Annotated in this window: 12 protein-coding genes; 7 read left to right on the top strand and 5 right to left on the bottom strand. The window is 71.9% G+C overall.

Annotated elements, in window-relative coordinates; genetic code table 11:
- The 3 genes from ACZYRU_RS18050 to ACZYRU_RS18040 all read right to left on the bottom strand — a co-directional run bounded on the left by ACZYRU_RS18050 (position 1) and on the right by ACZYRU_RS18040 (position 2154).
- Positions 1–774, bottom strand: coding sequence for an electron transfer flavoprotein subunit beta/FixA family protein (locus ACZYRU_RS18050; RefSeq protein ID WP_488958472.1), 774 nt, complete (start codon positions 772–774; stop codon positions 1–3).
- A 202-nt stretch (positions 775–976) separates the two neighbouring features.
- Positions 977–1363, bottom strand: coding sequence for a hypothetical protein (locus ACZYRU_RS18045; RefSeq protein WP_488958471.1), 387 nt, complete (start codon positions 1361–1363; stop codon positions 977–979).
- Positions 1364–1368: 5 nt separating this feature from the next.
- On the bottom strand, positions 1369–2154 hold the full coding sequence (locus ACZYRU_RS18040) for an enoyl-CoA hydratase/isomerase family protein (protein ID WP_488958470.1): 786 nt from the start codon (positions 2152–2154) through the stop codon (positions 1369–1371).
- Positions 2155–2334: 180 nt separating this feature from the next.
- Between ACZYRU_RS18040 and glgX the strand changes: the two genes are divergently transcribed.
- On the top strand, positions 2335–4425 hold the full coding sequence (glgX, locus tag ACZYRU_RS18035) for a glycogen debranching protein GlgX (protein WP_488958469.1): 2091 nt from the start codon (positions 2335–2337) through the stop codon (positions 4423–4425).
- 127 nt (positions 4426–4552) lie between these two features.
- Here the strand turns inward: glgX and glgP are convergent, their stop codons facing one another.
- The gene (gene glgP, locus ACZYRU_RS18030) at positions 4553–7138 is read right to left on the bottom strand and encodes an alpha-glucan family phosphorylase (protein ID WP_488958468.1); all 2586 of its coding nucleotides are present in this window, start codon (positions 7136–7138) and stop codon (positions 4553–4555) included.
- A gap of 345 nt (positions 7139–7483) precedes the next feature.
- Between glgP and ACZYRU_RS18025 the strand changes: the two genes are divergently transcribed.
- Genes ACZYRU_RS18025 through ACZYRU_RS18010 form a run of 4 tightly spaced genes read left to right on the top strand, consistent with a single transcriptional unit; the run spans position 7484 to position 13816 of the window.
- Positions 7484–8722, top strand: a complete 1239-nt coding sequence (locus ACZYRU_RS18025; protein ID WP_488958467.1) for a molybdopterin molybdotransferase MoeA — start codon at positions 7484–7486, stop codon at positions 8720–8722.
- Positions 8723–8754: 32 nt separating this feature from the next.
- Positions 8755–10779, top strand: coding sequence for an alpha-1,4-glucan--maltose-1-phosphate maltosyltransferase (locus ACZYRU_RS18020; RefSeq protein WP_488958466.1), 2025 nt, complete (start codon positions 8755–8757; stop codon positions 10777–10779).
- Positions 10776–12488, top strand: a complete 1713-nt coding sequence (treS, locus tag ACZYRU_RS18015) for a maltose alpha-D-glucosyltransferase (protein ID WP_488958465.1) — start codon at positions 10776–10778, stop codon at positions 12486–12488. Before ACZYRU_RS18020 ends, treS begins: the two co-directional genes overlap by 4 nt.
- Positions 12485–13816, top strand: a complete 1332-nt coding sequence (locus tag ACZYRU_RS18010) for a maltokinase N-terminal cap-like domain-containing protein (RefSeq protein WP_488958464.1) — start codon at positions 12485–12487, stop codon at positions 13814–13816. Before treS ends, ACZYRU_RS18010 begins: the two co-directional genes overlap by 4 nt.
- On the opposite strand, the gene ACZYRU_RS18005 is transcribed toward ACZYRU_RS18010, so the two are convergent.
- Positions 13797–14558, bottom strand: coding sequence for an N-acetylmuramoyl-L-alanine amidase family protein (locus ACZYRU_RS18005; RefSeq protein WP_488958463.1), 762 nt, complete (start codon positions 14556–14558; stop codon positions 13797–13799). The two genes, ACZYRU_RS18010 and ACZYRU_RS18005, sit on opposite strands and share 20 nt — an antisense overlap.
- A gap of 55 nt (positions 14559–14613) precedes the next feature.
- On the opposite strand from ACZYRU_RS18005, the gene ACZYRU_RS18000 reads away from it, so the two are divergent.
- Positions 14614–15171 carry a SigE family RNA polymerase sigma factor gene (locus tag ACZYRU_RS18000; protein WP_488958462.1) on the top strand — a complete coding sequence of 186 codons (558 nt, stop codon included), beginning with the start codon at positions 14614–14616 and terminating at the stop codon, positions 15169–15171.
- Positions 15168–16250, top strand: coding sequence for a hypothetical protein (locus ACZYRU_RS17995; RefSeq protein ID WP_488958461.1), 1083 nt, complete (start codon positions 15168–15170; stop codon positions 16248–16250). Before ACZYRU_RS18000 ends, ACZYRU_RS17995 begins: the two co-directional genes overlap by 4 nt.
- Positions 16251–16252: the final 2 nt, after the last annotated feature.

The raw sequence follows: 16252 nt of genomic DNA, 5'->3' as shown, positions 1-16252 counted from the left end.
TCAGATGAACTTCTTCGACGCGAGGAACTCGACCAGCGCCGTGGCGCCCGAGCCGTCCTCGTCCTTGACGATCTCGCCGGCGGTGCGCGCGGGACGGGCGGTCACGTTGTCGACCTTCGTCCACGCGGCGTCGAGGCCGACCTCGGAGGCGTCCACGCCGATGTCGGCGAGGGTGAGCGACTCCAGCGGCTTCTTCTTCGCGGCCATGATGCCCTTGAAGGAGGGGTAGCGCGCCTCACCCGACTGGTCGGTGACCGAGAGGACGAGCGGCAGGGTGCCGCCGACGACCTCGGTGGCGGTGTCGCCGTCACGCTTGATGCGGACCTGGTCGCCCTGGGTCTCGACGACGGCCGCGAGGGTGACCTGCGGCAGGCCGAGGCGCTCGGCGAGCATCGCCGGGACGACGCTCAGGCCGGCGTCGGTGGACGCGAGGCCACCGAGGACGAGCTCCGGGACGCCGATCTTCTCGATCGCCTTGGCGAGCACGAGCGAGGTCGCGACGGCGTCGGAGCCGGCGATCGCGTCGTCCTGCACGTGGACGGCCTTGTCGGCACCCATCTGCAGCGCCTTGCGGACGGCGGCCTCGGCCTCGGCCGGACCGACGGTCAGCGCGGTGACGGTGATCTCCTCGTCGGCGCGCTTCTCCTTGATCTGGAGAGCCTGCTCGACGGCGTACTCGTCGAGCTCGGAGAGGAGACCGTCGACGCCGACGCGGTCGACAGTGTTGTCCGCCTCGAACTTCCGGTCACCCGTGGCGTCGGGGACGTACTTCACAAGGACGACAATGTTGGAGAGAGTCATGGTTGTGGCCGGACCGGCCCCTTCCTGTGCAACGTGAGCCCTGCCGCGTGATCGGGCAGGGAACAGCTCTGGTCCGCTGAGGACAGCGTCTCGCAGGCTACCGCCCGGTCACCAGCGACGGGAACCTCGTCCACGTGGCGTCCGCCACAGGGAGCCGGCCCGGATCGAGCCTGGTTCAGGGGCGGATGACCCGCTCGAGCACCCGGCCGATCACGAGGTAGACGACCGAGGCGAGGCCGTAGTTGAACAGCGCGGTCTTGACCACGGCGTTCTTGCCCGTGAAGGCCTTCACCGGGTTGTCGAGGTCGAACACGCTGAGGTCGAAGGCGTCGGCCAGGTCGCGGACCAGCTTGACCAGACCGTTGTCCTGGTTGGCCTCGAGCGCGTAGGTGAACGCCGCGACCGCGAGGACCAGCGCGAGGGCCATGCAGATGACCCACACGGCGCGGGCGACGTTGTCGCGGACCCGGGCCGCGGTGAGCGACCGGGTCGCGGCGGACGTCGTACGGCCACGGTCGACGGCGTCGTCGGCCGCGGTGTTCTTGTCGTCGCTGCTGCTCACCTGCGTCACCGTCCCTCGAAGGTGGCCTTGCCCGGGCCGTTCTCGATGAAGGACTGCATGCCGGTACGGCTGTCCTCGGTCGCGAAGATCGCGGCGAAGCTGTGCCGCTCGACCTGCAGGCCGGTCTCGATGTCGACCTCGAGACCGCGGTCGACGGTCTCCTTGATCGCACGCAGCGCGTACGGCGCCGCCGTGGCGAACTTCGACGCCCAGGCCACGGCCTCGGCGTACACGTCGGCGGCGGGGACGACGCGGTCGACCAGGCCGATCGCGAGCGCCTCCTCGGCCTTCACGAAACGGCCGGTGTAGAGCAGGTCCTTGGCCTTGCTGGGCCCGATGAGGCGGGGCAGCCGCTGGGTGCCGCCGGCGCCGGGGATGATGCCGAGGAGCACCTCGGGCTGGCCGAGCACGGCGTTGTCGGCGGCGAAGCGAACGTCGGCAGCGAGCGCGAGCTCGCAGCCACCGCCGAGGGCGTAGCCGTTGACGGCCGCCACGACGGGCTTGGGGATCCGGGCCACCGCGTTGACGGCGTCCTGCAGCTTCTGCACGCGGTCGACCATGTCCGGGTAGGACATGTCGGCCATCTCCTTGACGTCGTTGCCGGCGGCGAAGACCTTCTCGCCACCCCACACGACGACGGCGCGCACGTCGCTGCGGTCGGTCGCCTCAGCAGCGGCGAGCGCCAGCTCGTCCTGGACCTGGATGCTGATCGCGTTCATCGCCTTGGCCCGGTCGAGCCGGATGGTCCCGACACCCTCGGCAACCTCCAGGCGCACGAACTCCGCAGTCATCTGCTCCCTCTCGTCACGACGTACTGGGGCCTCGTTGTGAGGTTGGGACCCCGTCCCCGTCCGCATTCTGCCGCGTCCGGACCGGCCGGGTCACCTGAACCCGCCACCTGGGCGTGCCGCCCGGGCGCGTCGCTGGTGCTGTCGCCGGTCAGGTGGGGGCGCGCGGGCACAATGGGGCGGGTGACCCCCGGCCTCTGGCGCACCCTCGGAGAACAGGCCCCGGTGTGGCCCGGACGCAACTGGCCGCTGGGTGCGACCTGGTCGTCCGAGTCCACCAACTTCGCCGTGTACTCCCCCGCCGCGACGGCCGTGTGGCTGTGCCTGTACGACGACGAGGCCGGTGAGCGGCGGCTGCCGCTGACCGAGCAGTCCCTCGGAATCTGGCACGGCGCCGTCCCCGACGTCTCCCCCGGCACCCGCTACGGCTACCGGGTCGAGGGCCCCTGGCAGCCCGAGGAGGGCCTGCGCTTCGACGCCGAGACGCTGCTGCTCGATCCCTACGGCCTCGCGGTCGCCGGCACGGAGGGCGACGCGCAGAGCGTGGTCGTGGACCCGGCCTTCGACTGGGGTGACGACGTCGCGATGCGGCGGCGCTGGCGCGACACGGTGATCTACGAGCTGCACGTCAAGGGGTTCACCCAGCTGCACGACCGGGTCCCTGCCTCGTTGCGAGGCACCTATGCCGGGCTCGGGCACCCGGTCGTGACGCAGTACCTCCAGGACCTCGGCATCACCGCGGTCGAGCTCCTGCCGGTCCAGCAGTTCTTCTCCGAGCCGGCGCTGCTGGAGCGCGGGACCGTGAACTACTGGGGCTACAACCCGATCGGCTACTTCGCGCCCGACGCGTCGTACTCCTCGACGGGTGATCGCGGCGGCCAGGTCGCCGAGTTCAAGCAGATGGTGCGCTCGCTGCACGCCGCCGGCATCGAGGTGATCCTCGACGTCGTCTACAACCACACCGCCGAGGCGGGGGCCGAGGGGCCGACGTACTCCTTCCGGGGGCTGGACGACCGCGGCTTCTACCGTCGCGTGCCGTCGAGCGACGGGTACGACGACGCGTACTGGGACGTCACGGGCTGCGGCAACACGGTCAACACCGAGGACCCGTTGGCGCTGCGGCTGATCCTCGACTCGCTGCGGTACTGGGTCACCGAGATGCACGTCGACGGCTTCCGGTTCGACCTGATGTCGGCGCTCACCCGCACCGCCGGCACCGACGGGATCCCCGTCGACATGGCCTGCAAGCTGCTCATCGCGATCGGCCAGGACCCGGTGCTGCGGCACGTGAAGCTGATCGCGGAGCCGTGGGACACCTCGATGGACGGCTACCTCGTCGGCGGCATGCCGCCGCCGTGGGTGGAGTGGAACGACCAGTACCGCGACACGATCCGCGACTTCTGGCGCGGGCGGTCCGACGGGCTGCACGCCGTTGCCACCCGACTGGCCGGCTCCTCGGACCTGTACGCCGACGACGGCCGGTCGGCGTACAACTCCGTCAACTTCGTCACCGCCCACGACGGGTTCACGGTGCGCGACCTGGTGTCGTACGACGCGAAGCACAACGAGGCGAACGGCGAGGACAACCGCGACGGCACCGACAACAACCGCTCGTGGAACCACGGGGTCGAGGGCGAGACACCGGATCCCGAGGTGGTGGCGCTGCGGCGGCGGCAAGCGGCGAACCTGATGGCCACGCTGTGCCTGTCGAACGGCGTACCGATGCTGACGGCCGGCGACGAGCGCGGGCGCACGCAGCGCGGCAACAACAACGCCTACTGCCAGGACAACGAGATCTCGTGGGTCGACTGGCGAGCGGACGACGCCTGGCTGGACGTGTACGCCGTGACCCGGGCCGCGCTCACGCTGCGCCGCGAGCACCACGCGCTGCGGCAGCGGCACTGGTTCGAGGGACGGCCCGCCATCGTCGGCGGCCCCAAGGACCTGGCCTGGCTGCACCCGTCGGGGCGCGAGATGACCGACGAGGACTGGTACGACTCCTCGCTGCACACGATCGGGATGTTCGTGTCCGGCAAGCCGCTGCGCGAGCCCGGCCCGCGCGGCGAGCAGCAGATCGACACGTCGTTCCTGATCTGGTTCCACGCCGGCGCCGAGGCCGTCGAGGTGCACCTGCCCGACAATGACTGGGTGCACGCCGGGTCGGTCGTGCTGTCCACCGACCCCGGGCTCCCGGACGGTACCGAGGTCGCCGTCGGGTCGGTGCTGACGATCGGCGCGCGCAGCGTGGTCGTCATGCGGGAGACCGACGCCTGACGCCGGCGGGGCGGCGGGGGCGGCGGTTCATCACGGTATGTAGGCAAACCCTCGCTTCCCGTGCGGAACTCCGCTACAGAAGCTCGGATTCGCCTACATACCGTGATGAAGCCGCGGCCGACGCTCGCTACGCCAGGGCGACGACGCCGAGCTCGGCGGGTGCGACGAGCAGCGGGTTGGCCGGGAGCACCCGGACGGTGTAGCCGAACGGGCCGGAGTGGCCGAGGGCGACGTCGCCGTCGAAGCGGTGGCGGCCGCCGTCGTACGACTCCACCAGGGTGAGCGGTACGACGGACGCGGCGACGATGTCGTCCTCGGCGTCGACCCGGCCGTGGACCAGCTGGACCTCGACGTCGTGGGGCGCGAGCTCGCCGAGGGCGACGTACGAGCGGACGTGGAGGACGGCGCCGACCTCGGCGACGTCGCCGATCCCCTCGGCCTCGACGTGCTCGACCCGGACGCCGGGCCAGGCGCCGCGGACGTGCGCCTTCCACCGGGCCAGGTCACGGGCGCCGTTCTCGACGGCGGCGAGCGCGCGGGCGTTGCGGGCGGCCGGGGCGTAGAGCTTGTCGACGTAGTCGCGGACCATCCGGGTGGCGAGCACCTTGGGGCCGAGGTTGGCCCAGGTGTGGCGCAGCATCTCGACCCACCCGGCGGGCACGCCCTCGTGGTCGTGGTCGTAGAAACGCGGCGCGACCTCGTTCTCGATCAGGTCGTAGAGGGCGGAGGCCTCGAGGTCGTCGCGCTGGTCGGAGTAGTCCTCCAGGCCGTCGGCGGACGGGATCGGCCAGCCGAACTCCGGCTCGTACCACTCGTCCCACCACCCGTCGAGGATCGACAGGTTGAGGCCACCGTTGAGCGCGGCCTTCATGCCCGACGTACCGCAGGCCTCGTAGGGGCGCAGGGGGTTGTTGAGCCACACGTCGCAGCCCGGGTACAGCGGCTGAGCGAGCGCGATGTCGTAGTTGGGCAGGAACACGATCCGGTGCCGCACGTCCTCGGCATCGGCGAAGCGGACCAGCTCCTGGATCAGCCGCTTGCCGCCGTCGTCGGCGGGGTGGGCCTTGCCGGCGACGACCAGCTGGACCGGGCGCTCGGGGTGCAGCAGCAGGGCCTTGAGGCGGTCGGGGTCGCGCAGCATCAGCGTGAGTCGCTTGTACGACGGCACCCGGCGCGCGAAGCCGATCGTCAGCACGTCGGGGTCGAGCGCGTCCTCGATCCAGCCGAGCTCGGCCGGCGAGGCGCCGCGCTTCTCCCACGACTTGCGCAACCGACGGCGGGCGTCGTCGACGAGCCGCTGGCGCAGTGCGCGCTTGGTGCGCCACACGTCGGTGCCGGGCACCTTGTCGAAGGCCGCCCAGAACGCGGCAGCGTCGTCGCCGTGGTAGTCGGCGCCCTGCGCCTCGGCGAGTGCGGCGACCTCGGGCGCGACCCAGGTCGGCGCGTGCACGCCGTTGGTGATCGACGTGATCGGCACCTCGGCCTCGTCGAACGCCGGCCACAGCCCGTTGAACATCCCGCGGCTGACGTGGCCGTGGAGCTGCGAGACGCCGTTGGCACGCTGCGCGAGCCGGAAGCCCATCACCGCCATGTTGAACACGCCCGGGTCGCCGCCGTCGTAGTCCTCGGCGCCCAGGGCGAGCACCTGGTCGACGGGTACGCCGGGGGTGGCGCCGTGCTCGCCGAGGTACTGCTCGACCAGCGTGCGCGGGAACCGGTCGATGCCCGCCGGCACCGGGGTGTGGGTGGTGAAGACGGTCGAGGCGCGGCCGGCCTCCAGCGCGGTGGCGAAGTCGAGATCGCTGTCGGCGGTCAGCTCGCGGATCCGCTCGACGCCGAGGAACCCGGCGTGGCCCTCGTTGGTGTGGAACACCTCGGGCGCGGGGGCGCCGGTGATCCGGGAGTACGCGCGCAGGGCACGCACGCCGCCGACGCCGAGGAGCAGCTCCTGGCGCAGCCGGTGCTCGGTGTTGCCGCCGTAGAGCCGGTCGGTGACGAGCCGGTAGGCCTCGGGGTTCTCCTCGACATCGGTGTCGAGCAGCAGCAGCGGCACCCGGCCGACGCTGGCCACGAACACGCGGGCGAGCAGGTCCGGGCCGTCGGGCATCCGGATGGCGATCGTCGTACGGCTGCCGTCGTCCTCGTGCAGCAGCGACAGCGGGAGCTCGTCGGGGTCGAGGACCGGGTAGCTCTCCTGCTGCCAGCCGTCGCGCGAGAGCGCCTGCTTGAAGTAGCCGTGGCGGTAGAGGAGGCCGACGCCGAGGATCGGCACCCCGAGGTCGCTGGCGGCCTTGAGGTGGTCGCCGGCGAGGATGCCGAGGCCGCCGGAGTACTGCGGGAGCACGGCGGTGATGCCGTACTCCGGCGAGAAGTAGGCGATTGAGGTCGGCCACGTCTCCTCAGGGGCGGCGGCCCGGGCGCGCTGGTACCAGCGGTCCTCGGAGAGGTACGACGCCAGGTCGGCCCGGGCGTCCGCGACCCGTCGTACGTAGTCGCCGTCGGCCACCAGCTCGGACCACCGCTCCGCGCTGACCTCGCCGAGCATCCGCAGCGGGTCGTGCCCCGAGTCCTGCCAGAGCCCCGCGTCGATCGCCTCGAACAGCGCCTGGGTCGGCGGGTGCCAGGACCAGCGCAGGTTGGCCGCGAGCTCGCCCAGGGAGGCGAGCGCGTCGGGCAGGACAGGGCGGACCGTGAACCTCCGGATCGCACGCATGGACCGACGGTAGCCAATCCGACTTGAACGATCCAATACGCGTCCGCGGGGTGGCCGGTAGATGCGACACGGGGTTCCGCGTAACGCGGACGTACCCAAGGCCGTTGGGGTGGTACAGACGGGCGGGGTGGAGTCATGGGGGCTGCCTCGCCCGTCGTCATCGGCCCGTCGGTCGCGAGCTTGCTCGCGACCGACGGCTCAGACGATGAGATCGAGTAGCGCCGCGACCGAGGCACGAGGTCGCGATGCGCGTATCGAGATCTGACCGGGCGTCTCGATACGCCCTCGCCCAGGGGCTCGGGCTACTCGACGAACTCCGGCTTCGCCGGGCCTAGGCTGGCGCCGATGACTACCGCACCCCTCCGCCCGGTCCCCGAGCACCAGCGCCACGTCGCCGCCCTCCTCGCCGCGGGCCACGGCCCGGACCGGCCGTGGCCGACCGAGAGGGTCCCCCTCGAGCAGGCCCGGGGACGCGTCCTGGCGGAGCGCATCAACGCGCCGGAGCCGCTGCCGGCGTTCGACAACTCCGGGATGGACGGGTACGCCGTCCGCGCGGCCGACGTCGCGGGCGCCACCCCCGACAACCCCACGCGCCTGACAGTCGGCGAGGACATCCCCGCCGGGGCGCCGGTGGGCGAGCTGGCGCCGGGGACGGTACGGCGGATCATGACCGGTGCCGCGGTGCCGAAGGGTGCCGATGCGGTGGTCGAGGTCGAGGCGACCGACGGCGGGACCGAGACGGTCGAGATCCGCGAGGCCCGCGCGGTCGGCAGCTTCGTGCGGACCGCCGGGTCGGACGTGGCGCAGGGCCAGGAGGTCCTCGCGGCGGGAGTCACGCTCGGACCGGCGCAGCTCGGGGTGCTGGCGGCGTTCGGCGTCCGCGAGGTCGTCGTACGACGGCGCCCGCGGGTGCTCGTCGTGTCGACGGGCTCCGAGCTGGCCGAGGACCCGGCGCCGGGGTCCGGGCAGATCCGGGACGCCAACGGAGCGCTGCTGGCCGCGGCGGTCGAGGAGGCCGGCGGGGTGGCGGTGCGCAAGCTGTGGGTCGAGGACGACGTACCGACCTTCCTCGCGCTGCTCGACGGCGAGCTCGCGGCAGGCGACATCGACCTCGTGATCACCTCCGGTGGCGTCAGCGCGGGGGCGTACGAGGTGGTCAAGGACGGCCTGGGCCCGCGTGGGATCGAGTTCGTGAAGGTCGCGATGCAGCCCGGCATGCCGCAGGGCTCGGGCCTCGTCGAGAACACCCCGGTCATCTGCCTGCCCGGCAACCCGGTCAGCGCCCTCACCTCGTGGGAGGTCTTCGTCCGGCCCGCGCTGCGGCTGGCCTTCGGGCACCCGCGTCCGCAGCGCACGGTCGTCCGGGCCACCCTCACCGAGGCGCTCCAACCACTGAGGGGCAAGCGCCAGCTGCGCCGCGCCCGGCTCGACCGGACCACCGGGACGGTCGCACCGTGGGGCCCGCCCGGCTCGGGCTTCCTCGGCTGGTTCGCCGGTGCCGACGCGCTCATCGACCTGCCCGCCGACGGCGCTCCGCTGGCGGCCGGCGACCCGGTCGACGTCTGGGACCTGACGTCGGACTAGGGACACGGCAGCAGACTCGATAGGTTCGAGTCATGGTCGGACGCATCCCCGTGATCGACGTCGAGCCGGTCCTCGAGGCCGGAACCAGCAACCCCACCGAGAACGGCCGCCTGCCGGTCAAGGCCAGCCTCGGCGAGCCCTTCCCGGTCAGCGCGACCGTGTTCCGCGAAGGACACGACCGCCTCGGTGCCGAGGTGGTGCTGGTCGGCCCGGACGGCGTACGACGACCACCGGTGCGGATGCAGACGCTCCCGGCCCGCGACCGGTTCACCGTGGACCGGTACGAGGCGTGGGTGAGCGCCGACGCCGAGGGCCCGTGGTCGTTCGAGATCCACGCCTGGTCGAGTCCGCTCGGGACCTGGTTCCACGACGCCGGGATCAAGATCCGCGCCGGCGTCGACGTGGAGCTGATGTTCGCCGAGGGTCGCCTGCTGTTCGAGCGCGTGCTCGCCGGAGGCGGTCTCACGAAGGCGGAGCAGAAGACGGTCAAGGCCGCGATCGCCGCGGCCGGCGACGACCAGCGGCCGGTCGAGGCCCGCCTCGCCCAGCTCGAGTCGCCCGAGGTGGTCACCGCGCTCGAGGCACACCCGCTGCGCGACCTGCTCACCGTCGAGGGCCCGTTCCCGGTGTACGTCGACCGGTCCCGCGCCCTGTTCGGCAGCTGGTACGAGCTGTTCCCCCGCTCCGAGGGCGCGACCTACGACCCGGCGACCGGCGAGGTCGCCAGTGGCACCTTCCGCACGGCGGCCGAGCGGCTGCCGGCGGTGGCCGCCATGGGCTTCGACGTCGTCTACCTGCCGCCGATCCACCCGATCGGCGAGGTCAACCGCAAGGGCCCCAACAACACGGTGCTGCCCGACGGCGAGCCCACTCCCCCGGACTGGAAGGGCTCCCCCTGGGCGATCGGGAGCAAGGACGGCGGCCACGACGCCGTCCACCCCGACCTCGGCACTATCAGGGACTTCGACGCCTTCGTCGCCACCGCGAAGGCCCTCGACCTCGAGGTCGCGCTCGACCTCGCGCTGCAGTGCGCACCCGACCACCCGTGGGTCGCCGCGCACCCGGAGTGGTTCACCACCCGCGCCGACGGGACGATCGCGTACGCCGAGAACCCGCCGAAGAAGTACCAGGACATCTACCCGGTCAACTTCGACAACGACCCCGCCGGCATCGCCGCCGAGGTGCTGCGCGTCGTACGCCACTGGATGGACCACGGCGTGCGGATCTTCCGGGTCGACAACCCGCACACCAAGCCGGTCGCGTTCTGGCAGTGGCTGCTGGCCGAGGTCCGGCGTACCGACCCCGACGTGCTCTTCCTCGCCGAGGCGTTCACCAAGCCGCCGATGCTGCAGACCCTCGGCGCGATCGGGTTCCACCAGTCCTACACCTACTTCACATGGCGTACCGAGAAGGTCGACGTCGAGGACTACCTGGTCGAGGTGGCGCAGGAGTCGGCGCACCGGATCCGGCCGAACTTCTTCGTCAACACCCCCGACATCCTCCACGAGTTCCTGCAGTACGGCGGCCCGGCCGCCTTCCGGATCCGGGCGGTGCTGGCGTCGATGTCCTCGCCCAGCTGGGGCATGTACGCCGGGTACGAGCTCGGCGAGCACGTCGCAGTGAAGCCGGGCAGCGAGGAGTACCTCGACTCGGAGAAGTACCAGGTCCGGGTCCGGGACTGGGCGGCCGCCACGAGCGCCGTGAACGGCAACGGGCTGACGTCGTACGTCACCCGCCTCAACGCCATCCGGCGCGCCCACCCGGCGCTGCAGCTGCTGCGCAACCTGCGCCTGCACCGGGCCGAGGACGACCACGTCGTGGCGTGGTCGAAGCGCGCGGGCAGCGACACGGTGATCGTGGTCCTCAGCCTCGACCCCCACCAGGTCCGCGAGTCGACGGTCCACCTCGACCTGGCGGCGCTCGGCCTCGAGCCGGGCACGTCGTTCACGGTCCACGACGAGCTGAGCGGCAGTGAGTGGACCTGGGGCGAGCACAACTACGTCCGGCTCGATCCCGCGCAGCCGGCGCACATCCTGAGCGTGAAGGAGCACCCGTGAGCGTCGCCGAGACCACCGTGCTGAACGAGGAGCCCGAGTGGTTCCGGACAGCGGTCTTCTACGAGGTGCTGGTCCGCTCGTTCCGCGACTCCAACGCCGACGGCACCGGTGACTTCCAGGGCCTGACCGAGAAGCTCGACTACCTGCAGTGGCTGGGCGTCGACTGCCTGTGGGTGCCGCCGTTCTTCACCTCGCCGCTGCGCGACGGCGGGTACGACGTCGCCGACTACACCGGGATCCTCCCCGAGATCGGCACCGTCGAGGACTTCCACGCCTTCCTCGACGCCGCCCACGAGCGCGGGATCCGGGTGATCATCGACTTCGTCATGAACCACACGAGTGACGCCCACCCGTGGTTCCAGGCCTCGCGCAGCGACCCCGACGGCCCGTACGGCGACTTCTACGTCTGGTCCGACACCGACGAGCTCTACCAGGACGCGCGGATCATCTTCGTCGACACCGAGCCGTCGAACTGGACCTGGGACCAGACCCGCGGCCAGTACTACTGGCACCGGTTCTTCCACCACCAGCCGGACCTCAACTTCGACAACCCCGAGGTCCAGGACGCGATGCTGGAGGCGATGGCCTTCTGGCTCGACATGGGTCTCGACGGCTTCCGGCTCGACGCCGTGCCGTACCTCTACGAGCGCCCCGGAACCAACGGCGAGAACCTCCCCGAGACGCACGACATGCTCAAGAGGGTGCGCCGCTTCGTCGACGAGAACTACCCCGGCCGGGTGCTGCTGTGCGAGGCGAACCAGTGGCCGACCGACGTCGTCGAGTACTTCGGGCCCGAGGAGCGGGAGGACGGCACGGTCGTCGGGACCGAGTGCCACATGGCCTTCCACTTCCCGGTGATGCCACGCATCTTCATGGCCGTACGGCGCGAGTCGCGGTTCCCGATCTCGGAGATCATGGAGCTGACGCCGGCGATCCCGGAGGGCTGCCAGTGGGGCATCTTCCTGCGCAACCACGACGAGCTGACCCTCGAGATGGTCACCGACGAGGACCGCGACTACATGTGGGGCGAGTACGCCAAGGACCCCCGCATGAAGGCCAACATCGGCATCCGCCGCCGGCTCGCCCCGCTGCTCGACAACGACACCAACCAGATCGAGCTGTTCACCGCGCTGCTGCTCTCGCTGCCCGGCTCCCCCGTCCTCTACTACGGAGACGAGATCGGGATGGGCGACAACATCTGGCTCGGTGACCGCGACGGCGTGCGTACGCCGATGCAGTGGACCCCCGACCGCAACGCGGGATTCTCGTCCGCGACCCCCGGCAAGCTGCACCTGCCGACGATCCAGGACCCGGTCTACGGCTACCAGAGCGTCAACGTCGAGGCTCAGCTGGAGAACCCGTCCTCGCTGCTGCACTGGACCCGCCGGATGATCCACATCCGCCGCCAGCACGAGGCCTTCGGGCTCGGCACGTTCAGCGACCTCGGCGGCTCCAACCCGACCGTGCTGTCGTACGTCCGTGAGCACGTCACCGACGACGTCATCCTCTGCGTCAACAACCTGTCCCGCTTCCCGCAGCCGGTCGAGCTGGACCTGCGGCGGTTCGAGGGACGGGTGCCGGTGGAGCTGCTGGGCGGCGTCCCGTTCCCCCGGATCGGCGAGCTCCCGTATCTCCTGACGCTGAGTGGGCACGGCTTCTACTGGTTCCGGTTGACGGATCCGGAGACGACCGGGAGGCCGGTGCTGTGACTGCTTCCTTCCTCGCCCCGTTCCTCGAGCGCAGCCGCTGGTTCGGCGGCAAGGGACGCACGTTCACCGTGACCGGCGCCCGTGAGCTGCTGCGCCTCGGGGCCGCCCCGGAGGTGGTGCTGCTGCTCGTCGAGGTCAGCTACGAGGGCGGCGACCGCGAGCTGTACCAGGTGCCGCTCGCGCTGTACGACGAGCCGCAGGACCGCCTGGAGCACGCCCTGGTCGGGCGCTGGCCCGACGAGGAGACCGGTCGCCCGGCGTACGACGCGCCGGCCGACCGGGCCGCGACGGCTCACCTGCTGCGGGCGTTCGGCGAGCGGCCGGGCTTCGTGCGGCTGCCCGGTCACGACCTCGACCTCGACGCCCCGGGCTCGCTGTTCAGCGGCGAGCAGTCGAACTCGTCGATCCTCTTCGGCGAGGACTCGGTGCTCAAGCTGTTCCGCAAGGTCACGCCGGGCGAGAACCCCGACATCACCACGCACCGGGTGCTCACCGAGGCCGGGTCGGCGCACGTCGCGCAGCTCTACGGCTGGATCGAGGTCGAGGACCTGCAGCTCGGCATGCTGCAGCAGTTCCTGCGCACCGCCAGCGACGGCTGGGACCTGGCGCTGGCCAGCGTGCGCGACCTGTTCGCCGAGGCCGACCTGCACGCCGAGGAGGTCGGCGGCGACTTCGCCAGCGAGGCCGCCCGGCTCGGCACCGCGCTCGCCGAGGTGCACGCCCAGCTCGCGGAGTCCTTCCCGACGTCGTCCGTCACCGGCGCCGAGCTGGCCGCTGCGATGGGCAACCGGCTGACGGCGGCCGTCGAGGTGGTGCCGGAGCTGGCGGAGTACGCCACTGCCGCGCGCGAGGTGTTCGCCACGGTGGCCGGGCTGGGCGACGTACCCGTCCAGCGCGTGCACGGCGACCTCCACCTCGGCCAGACCCTGCGCACCGTGCTCGGCTGGAAGCTCGTCGACTTCGAGGGCGAGCCCGCCAAGCCGCTGGCCGAGCGGGTCCTGCCCGACTCCCCCTGGCGCGACGTCGCCGGCATGCTGCGCTCCTTCGACTACGCGCCGCACGCCGTCGCCGAGTCGATGCCCGAGGAGGACCCGGACGTGCTGCACCAGCGCGGCGTCCGGGCCGACGAGTGGGCGCGCCGCAACCGCAAGGCGTTCCTGGCCGCCTACCTGGGCGGACAGCCGCTGTGGCCGGCGGCGCGCGCCCTGCTGACGGCGTACGTCGTCGACAAGGCGGTCTACGAGTGCACCTACGAGGCCCGGAACCGGCCCACCTGGCTGCCGATCCCGCTGGCGGGGGTGGCTCGGCTCACCGCAGGTAGCGACTGACCGCGGTCGCCAGCGCGGCGGCGTACCGCTTCTGCCCCTTCCGCGAGCTCATCACCCGGGCGTCGGCGGCGCTGCGCATGTTGCCCAGCTCGACCATCGCGGTCGGGACCTCGGACAGGTTGAGCGTGGCGAGGTCGGAGCGGTAGGTGAAGCCGCGGCCGCCGGCGGTGTAGGTGGCGTTGCGGAAGCCGCGGTCGTGGAGGGCGCCGCGGACGGTGCGTCCGAAGGCCGTGGAGGCGGCGCGTCCGTCGGGCTTGGCGGCGACGATGACGTGGAAGCCGCGGCCGCCGCTGAGCGAGCCGTCGCCGTGGATGCTGAGCTTGAGGTCGGCGGGGTGGTCCCAGCCGCGGTAGCCGGCGTTGCCGAGCAGGCCGCGGACGTCGACGCACGGTCCCCAGTCGGCACGGCTGTTGGTGGTGCGGGTGAGCACGACCTCGGCGCCGAGGACGCGGAGCCGGGCGGCGAGCCGGCTGGCCACGCGCCAGGTGAAGGTGGCCTCGGGGAAGCCGCCGTTGGTCGCCGTACCCGTGGTGTTGCAGGGCTTGGTCTGGCCGTTGCCGGCCGGGACCGGCTGGCTGACCTCGGCGCGGTGGCGGGAGTTGCCGAGCTGGTGGCCGGGGTCGATGACGATCGCCCGGCCCGCGAGCGGCAGGTCGGCGGGGGAAGTCGGCGGTTGGGCTGATGCCCGAGCGGCGGGCGTGAGCAGGGCGGCGAGGACGGCGAGCACCACGAGACGGGCCATGCCCGCATCATCACACCGACCCAACCGAACCGGCCGCCACCGACGTCAAGAAGGTATGGAGAGCCTCGGGACCACCCAACCTCCGGCATCCTTCGTCCAGGAGGTGCTGGTGGACGACGAGCGGGAGTACGCCGACCTGTTCGCCGCGCAGTGGCCGCGGCTGTACCGGCTGGCACGTGCGGTGTCCGACGACGCGGCCACCGCCGAGGACGCCGTACAAGCGGCGTTCGCGCGGGCGTACGCCTCCTGGGGACGGGTACGACGGGCCGACAGCCCGGAGGCCTACCTGCGCCGGATGGTCCTCAACGAGGTGCTCGGCCTGCGCCGCAAGGCGTGGTCGCGCCGCGAGCGGCCGCACCCGGCCGTCGACACCGGCCTGGTCACCGAGGCCCACGACGCCGCGGTCGCCGAGCGGGACCGGATGTGGGCCGCGGTCCGGGCGCTGCCGCCGCGGCAGCGCGCGGTCATCGTGCTGCGCTACTACGAGGACCTCAGCGAGGAGCAGATCGCCACCGCCCTCGGCTGCTCGCGCGGGACGGTCAAGTCCCAGGCCGCGGCGGCCCTGACCAGCCTGCGCCGCTGCGGCGCCTTCACCACGGGAGACGACGCATGACCATCGACCTGAGCGACCTCCTCGCCGAGCGGATCGACGACTTCACCGTGCCGCCCGCGGAGCCCGGCGTCGCGCAGACCGCCGGACGACGGTTGCGTCGACGGCGGCGTACGACGGCCGCGCTCGCCGCGACCACCGTGATCGCCGTCGGTGTCGGCCTGGCTCTCAGTCTCCCGGGGACCGGCCGCGACGGACGGACGGTCCGCGACCCGGCGTACGCCTCCGTGGGTGCGCTCGACCTCAGCCACGGCGCCCGCGCGTACGCCGACCCCGGGGTGGCGATCCACCTCGGGGGGCGCACGTTCGACCAGGGGAAGCTGGGCTACCTCGACACCGACGCCGTCGCGACGCCCCGCGGGGTGGTGTTCTTCGACGCCGGCCGGCCGATGCTGCTCGACGCATCCGGCTCGGTGGTGCGTCTGGTGACCGGCCCGCTCGACGCCCCGAGCGGCTTCCACCCGACGGCGAAGGTCGATGCCCGGACACCGCTCGTGGCCTGGGCGACGCTGCGCGGCGGGATCGCGACGATCACCGTCCGCGACCTGGACAGCGCCGCGGACGTGGGATCGACGACGCTCGACTGCGGCTCGTGCGGCGACCTCGTCATCGACGGCATCGACAGCGGTCGGGTGTTCGTGCGCGACGCCGCCGGCACCCGTACCTGGACCTGGGCCGACGACACGTGGCACGACTTCGCGCCACCGAAGACCCGAGTGGCCGACGTACGCGGCGGCGTGGTCCTCTACACCGGCCCGCGACCCACCGACCCCGGCGACCTGCGCCTGGTCGAGGCCCCGGGGATCGACGCCCAGCTCACCCTCGACGGCCGCTACGTCCTGTACTGGAGCAGCACCCTTCAGCCGACCCGACCCGGCGACGAGCCCGTCATCCTCGCCGTCGGCCCGCGCACCCGGCAGGACGGACCCGCCTGGTACGCCGTCGACACCGACGGCACCATCCTCGTCGCGACGGCCGACAACAAGGTCTACGACTGCGTGATCGCTCCCGGCAGCTGCACCGAGCTGGGGCGGCTCAGCGGGAAGGGCGGGGACCCGGAGTTCATCGGGGTCGACATGTGAGG

The organism is Nocardioides sp. F233, assembly GCF_057813895.1.
The sequence above is the reverse complement of the archived record's forward strand: the minus strand, read 5'-3'. Positions and strand labels throughout refer to the sequence as shown.